At 69.9% G+C, this 13701-nt stretch carries 12 protein-coding genes; 11 read left to right on the top strand and 1 reads right to left on the bottom strand.

Annotated elements, in window-relative coordinates:
- The 8 genes from RWR81_RS02145 to RWR81_RS02110 form a co-directional block, all read left to right on the top strand.
- A partial coding sequence (locus RWR81_RS02145; RefSeq protein WP_314453708.1) for an FAD-dependent oxidoreductase occupies window positions 1-776 on the top strand: 776 nt, incomplete at its 5' end.
- Window positions 777-889: 113 nt separating this feature from the next.
- Window positions 890-2551 carry a tRNA (N6-isopentenyl adenosine(37)-C2)-methylthiotransferase MiaB gene (gene miaB, locus RWR81_RS02140; protein WP_314453705.1) on the top strand — a complete coding sequence of 554 codons (1662 nt, stop codon included), beginning with the start codon at window positions 890-892 and terminating at the stop codon, window positions 2549-2551.
- Window positions 2552-2633: 82 nt separating this feature from the next.
- Window positions 2634-3104, top strand: coding sequence for a YbjN domain-containing protein (locus RWR81_RS02135; protein WP_009398566.1), 471 nt, complete (start codon window positions 2634-2636; stop codon window positions 3102-3104).
- On the top strand, window positions 3104-3850 hold the full coding sequence (locus RWR81_RS02130; RefSeq protein WP_314453702.1) for a YbjN domain-containing protein: 747 nt from the start codon (window positions 3104-3106) through the stop codon (window positions 3848-3850). The genes RWR81_RS02135 and RWR81_RS02130 overlap by 1 nt, the downstream gene beginning before the upstream one ends.
- Before the next feature lie 5 nt (window positions 3851-3855).
- Complete coding sequence (gene miaA / locus RWR81_RS02125) at window positions 3856-4851, top strand: tRNA (adenosine(37)-N6)-dimethylallyltransferase MiaA (RefSeq protein ID WP_314453699.1); 996 nt, start codon at window positions 3856-3858, stop codon at window positions 4849-4851.
- 10 nt (window positions 4852-4861) lie between these two features.
- Window positions 4862-5812 (top strand): diaminopimelate epimerase, encoded by a 951-nt coding sequence (locus RWR81_RS02120; protein ID WP_314453697.1) that lies wholly within the window; start codon window positions 4862-4864, stop codon window positions 5810-5812.
- 78 nt (window positions 5813-5890) lie between these two features.
- Window positions 5891-7291 carry a branched-chain amino acid transport system II carrier protein gene (gene brnQ, locus RWR81_RS02115; protein ID WP_314453693.1) on the top strand — a complete coding sequence of 467 codons (1401 nt, stop codon included), beginning with the start codon at window positions 5891-5893 and terminating at the stop codon, window positions 7289-7291.
- Window positions 7292-7319: 28 nt separating this feature from the next.
- Window positions 7320-8813 carry an MFS transporter gene (locus RWR81_RS02110; protein WP_314453690.1) on the top strand — a complete coding sequence of 498 codons (1494 nt, stop codon included), beginning with the start codon at window positions 7320-7322 and terminating at the stop codon, window positions 8811-8813.
- Window positions 8814-8838: 25 nt separating this feature from the next.
- Here the strand turns inward: RWR81_RS02110 and RWR81_RS02105 are convergent, their stop codons facing one another.
- Window positions 8839-9468: a methyltransferase gene (locus RWR81_RS02105; RefSeq protein ID WP_314453687.1), complete on the bottom strand. Its 630-nt coding sequence runs from the start codon at window positions 9466-9468 to the stop codon at window positions 8839-8841.
- A 168-nt stretch (window positions 9469-9636) separates the two neighbouring features.
- On the opposite strand from RWR81_RS02105, the gene RWR81_RS02100 reads away from it, so the two are divergent.
- The 3 genes from RWR81_RS02100 (at window position 9637) to hflX (ending at window position 13695) form a co-directional block, all read left to right on the top strand.
- Window positions 9637-10527 carry a hypothetical protein gene (locus tag RWR81_RS02100; protein WP_314453685.1) on the top strand — a complete coding sequence of 297 codons (891 nt, stop codon included), beginning with the start codon at window positions 9637-9639 and terminating at the stop codon, window positions 10525-10527.
- 10 nt (window positions 10528-10537) lie between these two features.
- The gene (locus RWR81_RS02095; RefSeq protein ID WP_399497841.1) at window positions 10538-11959 is read left to right on the top strand and encodes an MFS transporter; all 1422 of its coding nucleotides are present in this window, start codon (window positions 10538-10540) and stop codon (window positions 11957-11959) included.
- 146 nt (window positions 11960-12105) lie between these two features.
- Window positions 12106-13695: a GTPase HflX gene (gene hflX / locus RWR81_RS02090; protein WP_314453679.1), complete on the top strand. Its 1590-nt coding sequence runs from the start codon at window positions 12106-12108 to the stop codon at window positions 13693-13695.
- Window positions 13696-13701 lie beyond the last annotated feature (6 nt).

The raw sequence follows: 13701 nt of genomic DNA, 5'->3' as shown, positions 1-13701 counted from the left end.
TCGTGGAGGGCTCGCGCCGCATCCTGCCCGAGCTGACCGAGGAGCTCTCCGGCTATGGCCTGGAGCAGCTGCGCGAGCGCGGCATCGACGTGCGACTCAACACCTTCCTCAACTCCTGCGTCGACGGGCACGTTGTCCTGTCCGACGGCACTGAGTTCGATGCCGACACCATCGTGTGGACCGCCGGCGTTAAGGCCGCCCCCGTCCTGAGCGAGTCCGACCTGCCCGTCGAGGCGCGTGGCCGCGTCACCACTCTGCCCACCCTTCAGGTGGCCCGCGACGGCGAAGTCGTCCCCGGGGCCTGGGCCGCCGGCGACTGTGCCGCCGTCCCCGACCTCACCAGCGAGGACCCGCAGGCCACCTGCGCCCCCACCGCCCAGCACGCCGTGCGCCAGGCCGCCATTCTCGCCGACAACCTCGTGGCCACCCTGACCGGGCGGGCCGAGGGTGACGGACCAAGTGGGCAGGGCGTACCGCAGCTGGCCGTCTACGCCCACGAGAACCTGGGCACCGTGGCCTCCCTGGGCATCGGCAAGGGCGTGGCCCGCATCATGGGTCAGAACCTGCGCGGCTTCACCGCCTGGACCGCTCACCGCGGTTACCACGTCTACGCGATGCCCACTCTCAACCGGAAGGTGCGCATCATGATGGACTGGTTCGCCGCCGTCGTCTTCCGCCGTGACCTGGCCTCCTTCGGGTCCGTGGCGGCTCCGGGCGCGGCCTTCGCCCAGGCAACCCGCAACGACGCCAAGATCGCCTCGCGCAAGAAGTCCTGAGGCGGGCCTCTCCGCTACTCATCAGGGCTCGTGGCCCCGCCCCGGCGTGCATCTGGTCACGACGGTCCGTCAGGGCTGGGGCAGGGCCCCACCGCCACCTACACTGCTCGGCGATGACCACGCTCGCCACCACCGCCCCCGCTCTTGACGCCCGCGGCGCCCTGCCGCGCACTTACCACGTGCGCACGCTCGGCTGCCAGATGAACGTCCACGACTCCGAGCGCATGGCGGGCCTGCTGGAAGGGGCCGGCTACTTGCACGTCGAGGACGTGCCCGAGGCGGCCGCCCGCGCCACCGACGCCGGTGACGGCGGTGCCGACGTCGTCATCATCAACACCTGCTCCGTGCGCGAGAACGCCGCCACCCGGCTCTTCGGCAACCTGGGCCAGCTCGCCGCCGTCAAGCGCGCGCGTCCCGGAATGCAGATCGCCGTGGCCGGGTGCCTGGCCCAGCAGATGGGGGAGGGGATCGTCGAGCGCGCCCCCTGGGTCGATGTCGTCTTCGGCACCCACAACCTCGACGTCCTACCCGCCCTGCTCGAGCGCGCCCGGCACAACTCGGCGGCCGCCGTCGAGCTCGAGGAGACCCTCAAGGTCTTCCCCTCCACCCTGCCCACCCGCCGCGAGTCCGCCTACGCGGCCTGGGTCTCCATCGCGGTTGGCTGCAACAACACCTGCACCTTCTGCATCGTGCCCTCCCTGCGCGGCAAGCAGCGCGACCGCCGCCCCGGCGACGTCCTGGCCGAGGTCGAGGCCGTCGCAGCCCAGGGGACCATCGAGGTGACCCTCCTGGGACAGAACGTCAACTCCTACGGAGTCGGCTTCGGCGACCGCGGAGCCTTCGCCAAGCTGCTGCGAGCGGCCGGCGGAGTCGAGGGCATCGAGCGCGTGCGCTTCACCAGTCCCCACCCGGCCGCCTTCACCGATGACGTCATCGAGGCCATGGCGGACACCGAGGCCGTCATGCCCAGCCTCCACATGCCCCTGCAGTCCGGCTCGGATCGGGTGCTGCGTGCCATGCGCCGCTCCTACCGCGCCCAGCGCTTCCTCGGCATCCTGGACAAGGTCCGGGCCGTCATGCCCGAGGCCGCCATCACCACCGACATCATCGTCGGCTTCCCCGGCGAGACCGAGGAGGACTTCCAGGCCACCCTCGACGTCGTCGAGCAGGCCTGCTTCGCCTCGGCCTACACCTTCGAGTACTCCCCGCGCCCCGGCACCCCCGCCGCCGACCGCGACGACCAGGTCCCGCTCGAGGTCGTCAAGGACCGCTACCGGCGGCTCGACGCGCTTGTGCGCCGCATCACCCGCGAGGAGAACGAGCGCCAGGAGGGACGCGTCGTGGAGGTGCTCGTCGCCGAGGGCGAGGGGCGTCGGGACTCGGCCACCGCCCGCATCTCCGGGCGCGCCGCCGACAACCGGCTCGTGCACGTCGCCCTGCCTGAAGGCCTGGCCGAGGATGACTACGCCGGCGGGGCCCCGCGTCCCGGTGACATGGTGAGTGTGCGCGTCACCCATGGTGCCCCCCATAACCTCATTGCCGACTCCGCCCGCTGCGGGCGGGAGCCGGACCCGGTCGCCACAGCCGCTAACGAGGCGCTCAAGCCCGGTGATCGCCTCTGGCTCGACGACGGCCCCGCCCTGTTCCAGGTGCGGCGCACCCGCGCCGGGGACGCCTGGGAGCGCCGTCAGGCCGAGGCCTGCGCCACGCCTGAGCCCGACACCGCCCCGGTGAGCCTGGGCCTGCCCACTCTGCGGGTGGGCGCCCCCGTCTAGGGCCCCGTCTGTTTTGCGCTGACGGTGGAGCGGGGCGGGATGCGGTGGGGAGCAGACCGCTTGCCCCGCTAGGCTGGGAAGCATGCCCAGCTTCGACGCCAGCTCTGCTGCCGCCGCCACGGTCCCCAGGCCCGTGGACGTCGACCGTATCCACGAGTGCGTCAAGCGATTGGGGCTGCGCTACTTCATCGACGACGAGGGCGACATCGGTATCCCGTGGCGCTACGTCACCGTCCACGCCATCTTTCAGGACACCAGGGCTGTCCAGATGCGCGGGATCTGGCACCGTATCGCCGACACCGAGCACCTGGCCCAGCTGCGCGCCCTGGTCGAGGACTGGAACACCACCCGTATCGGCCCCAAGGCCTACCTCACCGTCGCCGACGGCGGAGTCGTGCGTCTTCACGGCGAGTACACCTACCCTCTCGAGGCGGGGATGACCGACCGGCAGCTCGAGGACTTCGTCTTCGGCGGGTGCCGTCTCATCGTCGCCCTCATGCACGAGGCCGAGGAGCAGTTCCCCGATGAGCTGCGCGGAAGCCTGGAGCCCTGATGCCGCGACTGCAACGTCTCACCGACTTCATCGCACGGCTCCTGGGCAAGGAGTGGGACGTGCGGGCGCTGGACCAGCAGGGAGGCCGCCTGACAAGCGACCGGCCGGGCCGTGTGCAGAGTTGTCAGGACGAGCCATCGGCAGCCTCGCCGGACTCGGTGGGAGTCACCGACACAGCGGAGGCCGCGGGCCCATCGGACAGATCGGGGTCGGCTGGGGCAATCGCGTCGGCGCAGGACCCTGGCGCCTCACGCACCTGGTCGAGCAGATCACTCCGGCCGGACAATCCCCCCTCAGAGACGCGTGACACGCCTGATGAGACGATCAAGGCGCTGACCTTGGCGAGGATCGAGTCCATGCTCACCGGCCCCATGGAGTACAAGGTCCAGCTGGCCGACGACCGTGAGCACCCCTGCCTCCTGGGCACCTGGGACTCCTTCCCCTTCGTCATCGAGATCCCTGAGGGCCATGATGGCTGGCTCCTGGTCTCCGGCGACTGGGAGGAGACCGCCCCCGCCTCCCAGCGCGGTGAGATCGCCGCCAGCGTCAACGACTGGAACCGCGACAAGTTCTTCCCCACAGTCGGTGTCGTCGACACCCCCATCGGGCCACTGGTACGGGCCACCTACCTCACCGACCTGTCCGCCGGGGTCACCGACGCCCAGCTGCGCCTCCACCTCGATACAGCGCTGTCCGCCTGCACCCAGGCGCTCAGCCTGGTGGGTCCCCTCCTGCCGGAGATCTGAGCACCGTGAGCCCAACGGCTTCCAGTACTCCTCGGCTGGCGCGGGTCGCCGTGGTGGGTCCCACCGCCACCGGCAAGTCCGACCTCGCCCTCGCTCTCGCCGACCAGGCGCAGGCTGGTGGGCTGTCCGACGGCGCCGAGATCATCAACGCCGATGCCTCCCTGCTCTACCGGGGGATGGACATCGGCACCGCCAAGCCCTCCCTGGTCGAGCGGGTCCGCGTCCCCCACCACCAGATCGATGTCCTCTCCGTCAGGGACCGGGCCTCCGTGGCCGCTTTCCAACGGGTCGCCCGCAGCGACATCGAGGGCGTCGAGTCCCGGGGAAACCTGGTGATCATCGCCGGTGGCTCCGGTCTGTACGTGCGGGCCCTGACCGATGGGCTCGACTTCCCCGGCACGGATCCGGCTGTCCGCACCCGCTTGACCGAACGCGCCGAGCAAGAGGGTGCTTCCGCCCTCCACGCCGAGCTCGCCGCCTTCGACCCCGTGGCGGCCGAGCAGATCGAGGCCTCCAACACCCGCAGGATCGTGCGCGCGCTGGAGGTCATCGAGATCACCGGGCGTCCCTTCTCCGCATCCCTGCCCCGCTATGAGGACGTGGTCCCCACCGTCCACATCGCCCTGCGCTGCGAGCGCCGGCTCCTGGATCTGCGCATCAATGCCCGCGCCCACGCCATGTTCGAACGCGGTCTCGTGGAGGAGGTCGAGACCCTCATCGACCAGGGCATCCGAGAAGGGGAGACCGCTCCGCGCGCCATCGGCTACGCCCAGGCGCTCGCGGTCATCGATGGGACCATGGACGTGCCCGAGGCCACTGCCTCCACTGCCCTGGCCACCCGCCAGCTCGCCTCCCGCCAGATCAAGTGGTTCCGCCGCGACCCGCGAGTGCGCTGGATCGACGTCGAGCTCACCGAGGACGGTCGTTGCACCGACGCGGAGCGCTCCCGGGTGACCAGGCAGGCATGGCAGCTCGTTCTCGCCGTCGGCGGCGTCGCTTAGGCTAGGGGCCATGCCGCACTCGACAGGTCTTCGTGGTCGTGAGCTTATCAAGGGCCACGCGACCCTCAACGACTTCCTCATGCTGGTCGACCCCAGCTGCGAGGTCGCTGTCAGCGGCGCCGACATCGCAGCGGTCTGCGACCGCCGTAGCGGCATCGGTGCCGACGGATTCGTGCGCATCGTGCGGACCACCTCCCTGCCCGGAGCCGGGGCCTTCGCCGCGGCCGTGCCCGAGGCCGAGTGGTTCATGGACCACTACAACGCCGACGGATCCGTGGCCGAGACGTGCGGTAACGCCACCCGCCTGTTCGCCCACGTCCTGGATGCTGAGGGCCTGCGTCCCATCGCAGACGGCGAGTCCATCACCATCGGCACGCGCGGCGGGGCACGCACCATCACCCGCATGGGAGACCTGTGGACCGTGGACATGGGGGCGGTCCGCCTCACCCGCCCCTGTCAGGCGCAGGATGAGGGCTGGGACACCACCGTTGTCGTCCCCGGCCTGAGGGGTGAGCGTGCCGCTCTGAGCATGGAGATCCCCGACCCCCACACCGTCGTCGCTCTGGGGGAGGAGAGCGAGCTTGAGGCGGCCACCTTCGCCGGGCTGACCGACTCCGCCGCCCCGGTCGTCTACGACCCTCCTCCTGAGGCCGGCACCAACCTTGAGCTGGTTGTGCCGCTGGGGGAGGAGATCGATCCCGACACCCGGGCGCCGGTCGGCATCGCCCGCATGCGTGTTCTGGAGCGTGGAGTGGGTGAGACCCTATCCTGTGGAACAGGCTGCTGCGCCGTCGCCGTCGCTCTTCACGCATGGACCGGCCCGGGCGCTCCTGAGGACTACCGGCTCCTCCTACCCGGAGGAGAGATCGGGGTGCACGTGGGCGTTGATCCCTTGGCCGGGGACAGCACCGTGCTGCTGACCGGACCGGCCACCGTCACCGGACATGTCACCATCGCCTGACAGCCTGAAGATCCGCCACCCAGCAGTTCCCGGACGTCGCACTGACGCCGCATCCGAGAAGAGAAACCAATCACCGCTATGTCCCAGACATCCAGCCGCTCCGCCGTCGGCACCATCCTGCCCACCGGTCTGATGCTCTTCGCCCTGTTCTTCGGGGCCGGCAATCTCATCTTCCCGCCCCTGCTGGGGGCCGCCTCGGGCAGGTCCTTCATCCCTGTGATGGCGGGCTTCATTGCCACGGGGGTGCTCATGCCCCTCATCACCGTGGTGGCCGTCTCCACCTCCGGTGAGGGCATCCTCGGCCTGGCCCGCCGGGTGGGGCCCCGATTTGGCCTGGTCATGCCGCTGGCGGTCTATCTGACGATCGGTCCGCTCTACGCCATCGCCCGGGTGACCACGGTCGCCTACGAGCTGGCGACCCGTCCTGTTCTTGAGCTGTGGGGCTTCCACGACTCCCGCCTGGCCCTGTTGTCGCACGTGACGGTCTTCATGGGCGTTGCCTTCGGCATCGCCCTTCGCCCGCGCCGCCTGGCCGACCGCGTTGGCCGCTGGCTCACGCCCGCGCTGCTGGCCCTACTGACCCTGCTGTGCGGGGCCTCCGTCCTCATGGCTCGAGGGGTGCAGCGCGAGGCCATCGAGCCCTACGCGAGCGCGCCCTTGACCAATGGGCTGACCCAGGGATACCTCACCATGGACGTGCTGGCTGCCAGTGTCTTCGGCATCGTGGTCATCACCTCCCTGCGTGAGCGCGGACTGACGTCCCCCAAGAGGCTGGTGCGTGGCACCATCCTGTCCGGAGGCATCGCCGCGGCGCTGCTGGGCCTGGTCTACATCGGCTTGGCTGTGCTGGGAACCCGCACCAGCGGGGAGATCACCACCAGCACCAAGGACGGCACCGAGCTACTGCGCAACGCGGCCTCTTCGACGTTGGGGACCTTCGGGGTCATCATCTTCGCCGCCATCGTCATCCTGGCCTGCCTGACGACCGCGGTGGGACTGCTGGCCTCCTGGGCCGGCTACGCCTACACCGCCTGGCCGGCGGTCTCTTTCAACCGGCAGCTCGCCGCCTGTGCCATCGTCTCCTTCATCCTGGCCAACTTGGGCCTGAGCGTCATCCTCAAGATCGCGGGACCGTTGCTGAACCTCCTCTACCCCTTCGCCATCGCCCTGGTCGCCGTGACGCTCGTCGACGCCCTGGCCCCCGGACGGCTTAAGGCGGCCTACCGGTGGTGCGTCATCACGGCCGGGGTTTTCGGCTCCGTCTCCGCCATCACCGCCGCCGGCTGGGACGGGCCCAGCAGGTTGCTGACACGCACCGGTCTGTGGAACGACTCGACCGGATGGATCCTGCCGGCGCTCATCGCCCTGGGCATCGGGATCGCCGTCGACGTCCGCTCCGGGGCCTGGGTCACACCAGCACCGGAGGAGCCCAGCCAGGTCCAGCACGACGTCGAGCACGCCGCGGCCTCACAGCTCTGAGCGGCCGGGGGCGCGATAGCCTCTCGACGTGTCCAACTCTCATCCCCCAGCCTCCGACACTGCTGTTCCCGACCGCAAAGGGCTCCTGCCGACGCTGCTCATCCCCGCCTTCGTCTCGCTGCTGGCCGTCTCCTCGGTCAACGTCATCCTCCCGGCGGTCTCCCAGGACCTCGGCGCCGGCACCGCAGGCCTCCAGCTCGTCGTCTCCGGCTACGCCCTCGTCTTCGGGGTCGTCCTCGTCCCCGCCGGCAGGGCCGGCGACGTCATGGGTAGAGGCCGGATCTTCGTCATCGGCATGCTTCTGTTCGGGGGCGGGTCACTGGCCTCGGGGCTCGCCCCCGACGTCGTCACCCTCAACCTGGCCCGCCTGGTCATGGGGATCGGCTCTGGACTGCTCAACCCGCAAGTGGCCGGCATGATCCAGCAGTACTACATCGGTGAGGCCAGAGGGCGGGCCTTCGGAGCCTTCGGTGCCGTCATCGGGGTCTCGGTGGCGGTCGGTCCGGTGATCAGTGGTGGGCTCATTGGCTGGCTCGGAGACGACAGGGGCTGGCGCGCCTCCTTCCTCATCAATATTCCCTTCGTTCTGCTCGGCATCTGGGCCGCGCGTCGCTGCCTGCCGGCCTCCTCCTGGCACCGTCAGGACGACCCGGGCCGTGACGGTGAGCATGACGGAGGGGAGACGGGCGGGGGAGGGGCTTCCCGTCGGAGCAGGATCGACCTCGACCCGGTGGGTATGGTTTTGCTCGCCACGGGCACGCTACTGGTCATGATCCCCTTCATGGAGGTCTCGGCCGGTGCCTGGGTCTGGGGCCTGGGGGCGGTGGGCATCGGTGTCATCGGCGCCTGGGTGGCCTGGGAGAGGCGCTACCGCGCCCGGGGCGGTGCCCCCATGGTGGACCTCAGCCTCCTGGCCATCCCGTCCTTCGCCTACGGGAGCCTAGCCATCGCCGTCTATTTCCTGGGCTACACCTCGGTGTGGATCATTGTGGCCCAGTACGTTCAGGCCGGCCTGGGCTCGACCGCTCTGGCCAGCGGACTCGTCGGAGTCCCGGCCGCCCTGGCGGGATCGGTTGCTGCCGCCGTCGCCGGCCGCCGCGTCATCCGGGTGGGACGTGTCATGGTGCTCGGAGGCATGGCTGTGGGCATGGCCGGGCTGCTCGCAAGCATCGGCATCATCCACATGCACTCGCACGCCGGCTGGAGCCCCTGGTGGCTGACGCTTACGCTCCTCGTGCTCGGCGTGGGCCAGGGGCTCGTGGTCTCCCCGAACCAGACCCTCTCTCTGGCCGACGTCCCCCTGGACTATGCCGGGGCCGCCGGCGGTATCCTCCAGACTGGTGAGCGCATCGGCACCTCCATCGGCATCGCCGCCATCACGGGCCTGACCTTCCGCATCTCACGCTCCTCGGGGTGGGACGCAGCCGCCCAGGCGGGACTGCTGGCCGTCGTCTGTGCCATTGCCGTATCGGCCGCGGTAGCCGCCATCGACCTGCGCCTGGCCGCCCGACGACGTCGGTAGTCGCCTTAGACCATGAGCAGACGATTCAGTCCTCTGCTCTGTCCTGCTGATGGCGCACCCGCAGCACGCGGAAGCCCTTCGACGACGCCTGCCGGCTGACGTCCCAGCCCTGACCGGTCAGCCATGTCGCCAGAGAGTCGGCGCCCAGGTTCTTGAGCACCACCAGCCAGGCCTCGCCGTCGGCTGACAGCAGTTGCAACCAGGACAGCAGGAGTTCGTGCAGGGCTTCCTTACCGATGCGCACCGGCGGGTTGGACCAGATGAGATCCACCGGCGTCGAGGTCTGACGCAGCTCGGCCAACAGTGCCTGGGCCGGGCAGGTGCGCACGTTGTCCAGGCCGGCGACCTCGGCGTTGCGGGCGGTCAGGGCCAGCGAGCGCTCATTGACATCGGCCGCCAGGACCGTGGCCCCGGGAGCGGCCTCGGCCAGGGCCAGCGTGATCGGACCCCAGCCGCAGCCCAGGTCGAGGAGGGTTCCGGTCTCGGGCGGATCGGGGACGTGGTCGAGGAGGACCTGGGTTCCCTTGTCGAGACGGTCGGCGCTGAAGACTCCCGAGGCCGTGACCACCGCGTGCTCCACGCCGCGGATCATGAAGCGGTGGGCGCGTTCCTCGGCCTCGACCGCGGGGGAGGCGGTGAAGTAGTGCTCGCTCACGCCCACCAGGCTACCCGGGCTCTGCTCGTCGACAGAGGGAGGAAACCAAGGCGGTCATCAGTCCGCTACCCCCTTGCCAGGCGAGGAGTGCCGATCTTGCGAGACGCGGCTTTATGGTAATACGATCGTGTTTCCATAGGGGGCGGACGGTAGGAGAGGGATGTTGTCATGAGCCGATACAGGGCTCTCGCAAAGGCGCTCAGCGGCTGGGTAATCTGGACGTTGGGGCTGAATCTTTCGATAGCGATCGCACAGGCTGTCGGATCCAGGACTGAGGCCGGACCTGCATTCATTCGCGTGTCTCAGGCAGTTCTGGTCGCATTGTTCGTCGTTCCCGCGATCGTGGCTTGTCGTCGCCTCCTCGACCGCAGGACTCTCGCCGGGATGGGCCTATCACGTCACTGGCCCGCCGCGGCCGCGACCGGGGTGGCCGTCGGTGTCGGGACCGGGGCTGTTGTGTGGACACCCGTGTTCTTGATCGGCTGGGCCCGGCTCGATCACCTCGAACCGGCGGCGCTCGCAACCTTCCTCGCAGTCAACGCGGTCGTCCTGCTGCTGTACGAGGCATTGCCGGAGGAGATCGCGCTGCGCGGCTACGGGTGGTCGACTCTACGGGAAAGCTGGGGCCCGCTCGCGGCCACCATGACGATCACGGTTCTCTTCTGCCTCGGTACGGCGTTGAGCAATCTGATTCGAATGACGTCAACGCTCGTTCTAGGGGGCGGAACGACGGGCTTCTCTCTGGCGCCGAGCGGTAACGACCCCTTTTTCTACATAGCTTTGCTGTTCGTCTTCGGCCTCACACTGGTTGCGGCCCGACGGATCCCACTACCGGGTGCGCTCACCTCTGCGATCGCCTTCCATCTCACGTTTCTCACCATCAACCGCGTGCTTCTGGGCGGTCTTGGCTGGATCGACTCCGGGGTCGGGATCGAGTTCGCCACGCCCGAGGTGGCCGGGCTCACCCTTGTGCACGCTGCGCTTGCCGGAACTGTCTTCATGGTGGTGCGGCGGTGGCTGGAACGCCGCACAGCGGTTGTATCGAGGCGGGTAGCCTGATGTGATGACGATGTCTCCGCTACCATCCGACCCCGTGTCGGAAGGTCCGGTAGCACATCGGAGAAGCCAACGGGAGGCGCCTCCGGGGCCGTCGCTCGGAGCGCTCCTCGGCTCAAGGACGGGGCATCTGGCGCTGGCGGTACTCGTCGTCGAGCTGCTGGCGGGCATGCAGGTCTACCTCAACCAGACGGTCCTGCCGCTGCTGGCCACCGAGATGGGCGCCCGTAACGCCTACGGACTGGTGACGGCTGCGGCCCAGGTCCCCGCCTTCCTCACGATGCCCCTGGGCGGGGCCATGCTCACCCGCTGGCGTCCCGCTCGGTTGATGACGGTGCTGACCACTCTGCTGGTGTCCGGCGCCGTCGTCGGAGTCCTCGCCCCGAACGTCGAGGTCTACGTCCTCGGGGAGATCCTGCGGGGCCTGGCCGCCGGGGCGCTCGCGACAGCGACCATGGGGGTCATGGTCACCGGCCTGCCCGACGCCTGGAGGCGGCTGTGCCTGGCGGGAGGATCGGGCATGTGGGTCGTGGCGGCCCTGGCCGGCCCCGTCTACGCCTCCGGTGTCAGCGCCTCCTGGGGCTGGCGCTGGGCCCTCGTGGTCTACCTGCCCGTACTCCTCGCGGCCCGTGCCGTCATGGCCGGTCAGATCCGCGACCTCAGGCTGGACGAGGAGACGGATCGCGATGAGACGGTCCCGTGGCTGCCCGCCGGGGCCATGGCCGCAGGTGTGGCGATCATCGGGGCGTTGCGCGCCTCCAGCCCCTGGTTCTGGCCCGGCGTCGTCGTCGGCACCGCGCTGGTGCTCTGGTCCTGCTCGCGCGTCCTGCCGGATGGGACCCTGTGCCTGGCGGCCGGCCGGCGCGCGGGCATCGCCACCCTGCTGTGGGTGTGCGCCTTCTTCCTGACCCTGGACTACCTGGTGGCCCCCAGCGCCCACGACGTCCTGGGCCTGACCCCGACCCAGACCGGCTGGGCGCTCACCGCAGGCGGCATCGGCTGGTCGGTCGTCGCGATCGCCTGCGGGGCACGTCCGGCGCGTGAGCCGCAGGCCTACCGGCGTCGCACCACGCTGGCCGCGGTCTTCTTCGTGGTCGGAACCATGATCATGGTGGTCGCGGTCCTGGAGAAGGCGGACTGGTGGGGGCTGCCCGTGGGCTACGGCGTGGCCAGCATCGGCATGGGCCTGACCCACCTGGACACCATGAACCGCATCGTCACCGATCCCGCCGAGCCCGACGGCATCACTCACGCCCAGGCCGCCACCGCCGTGACGATCGCCGGTGCGGCCGGCGGTGCTGTTCTGGGGACGGTCGCCACGGCCTTCGTCGCCCCCACGGCATCCGGTGTCGAGACGGACCGGCTGTGGCCGACACTCGTCTTGCTCGCCGTGGGGCTCCTCCTCACCCCGCTGCTGGCCCGACGCGCCGCCTGAGCGCTCGGGTGGCCTCGCAGGCCCGTGGGCAGTAGCATCGCCCCCATGTGGATCCTTCGTATGCGCTGAACCGGCGGTAGAAGCCGCCCCCAGACGAGTTATCGCGCCCCATCGAAGGGGCGCAGGCATACGACGAAGGACTTTTTGTGACCCAGCACCACTGCAGTACTCCCTCCATCCCCGACGACGTCTGCGACGTTCAAGAAGGTCGCGATGTGCGCGATGTCGTCGCTCGGGTCCTCTCCCGAACCGGAACCGCCCTGGCCTCCACTGCCGCCCAGCACGAGGAGCGGGCGACCGGCTACCAGGACGGCGCCGACGACGGCGTCCTCGAGCGCGAGGCCCGCGCCGCGCGCCGCCGCGTGGCCGGACTGTCCACCGAGCTGGAGGACGTCAGCGAGGTCGAGTACCGTCAGGTCCGCCTGGAGAAGGTCGTCCTGGTCGGCCTGGAGCTGCCCCGCCCTCATGGCTCCTCGCCGGGCGGCAGCGGTCTTCGGGAGCGCGACTTCCAGGACGCCGGCACCTCCCTGCGCGAGCTGGCCGCCCTGGCCGAGACCGCCGGCAGCCAGGTCCTCGACGCCCTCATCCAGAGGCGCGACCACCCCGACCCGGCCACCTACCTGGGCAGCGGCAAGGCTCACGAGCTGGCCGATGCGGTGGCCGCCGCTGGAGCCGACACGGTCATCGTCGACGGCGAGCTCGCCCCCTCCCAGCGACGCGCCCTGGAGGACGTCGTCGGCGTGAAGGTCGTCGACCGCACCGCCCTCATCCTGGACATCTTCGCCCAGCACGCCAAGTCCCGTGAGGGCAAGGCCCAGGTCGAGCTCGCCCAGCTCGAGTACCTCCTGCCGCGCCTGCGCGGATGGGGCGAGTCCATGTCCCGTCAGGCCGGAGGTCGCGTGGCCGCCGGCCAGGGCATCGGATCACGCGGCCCCGGTGAGACCAAGATCGAGCTCGACCGGCGTCGTATCCGCCAGCGCATGGCCCGCCTGCGCCGAGAGATCCAGGCCATGGCCCCCTCCCGTGAGACCAAGCGCGGCTCGCGCCGACGCGGTGCCATCCCGTCGGTTGCGATCGCCGGCTACACCAATGCCGGCAAGTCCTCCCTCATGAACCGGCTCACCGAGGCCGGCCTCATGGTCGAGGACGCCCTGTTCGCCACGCTCGACCCCACCGTGCGGCGGGCCGAGACCTCCGAGGGGCGCACCTACACCCTCACCGACACCGTCGGCTTCGTGCGCAACCTGCCCCACGAGCTCATCGAGGCCTTCCGCTCCACTCTGGAGGAGGTGGCCGGAGCCGATCTCGTGCTTCACGTCGTCGACGCTGCTCACCCCGACCCCCTCAGCCAGGTGGCGGCCGTACGCACCGTCCTGTCCGAGATCCCCGGAGCCCTGGACGTGCCCGAGCTCATCGTCCTCAACAAGACCGACCTCGCCGACGCCGTCACCCTGGCGGCACTGCGCACCCGCCTTCCCGAAGCGGTGACGGTCTCTGCCCGTACAGGGAAGGGAATCGAGGAGCTCCGAGCCCGCGTCGAGCAGATGCTGCCCCGGCCTCAGGTGAGTATCGACGTCGTCGTGCCCTACTCCCGCGGAGACCTCGTCTCCAGGGTCCACGCCGAGGGCGAGATCGACACCGTCGACTACGTCGAGACGGGAACCCGCATCGTGGCCCGCGTCGGTGCCGCCCTGGCGGTCGAGATCGAGGACGCCGCCGGCGCCTCAGTCGGCTGAGCCCAC

Source organism: uncultured Actinomyces sp., from assembly GCF_963526355.1.
Lineage (GTDB): Bacteria > Actinomycetota > Actinomycetes > Actinomycetales > Actinomycetaceae > Actinomyces.
This window is presented reverse-complemented; position numbering and strand designations above follow the sequence as displayed.

Coding starts and splice junctions, on each gene's coding strand:
- brnQ (WP_314453693.1), top strand. CDS start 5,891: ATGTCCCAGACATCCAGCCGCTCCGCCGTCGGCACCATCCTGCCCACC.
- miaB (WP_314453705.1), top strand. CDS start 890: ATGACCACGCTCGCCACCACCGCCCCCGCTCTTGACGCCCGCGGCGCC.
- RWR81_RS02120 (WP_314453697.1), top strand. CDS start 4,862: ATGCCGCACTCGACAGGTCTTCGTGGTCGTGAGCTTATCAAGGGCCAC.
- RWR81_RS02130 (WP_314453702.1), top strand. CDS start 3,104: ATGCCGCGACTGCAACGTCTCACCGACTTCATCGCACGGCTCCTGGGC.
- RWR81_RS02135 (WP_009398566.1), top strand. CDS start 2,634: ATGCCCAGCTTCGACGCCAGCTCTGCTGCCGCCGCCACGGTCCCCAGG.
- RWR81_RS02095 (WP_399497841.1), top strand. CDS start 10,538: ATGTCTCCGCTACCATCCGACCCCGTGTCGGAAGGTCCGGTAGCACAT.
- RWR81_RS02100 (WP_314453685.1), top strand. CDS start 9,637: ATGAGCCGATACAGGGCTCTCGCAAAGGCGCTCAGCGGCTGGGTAATC.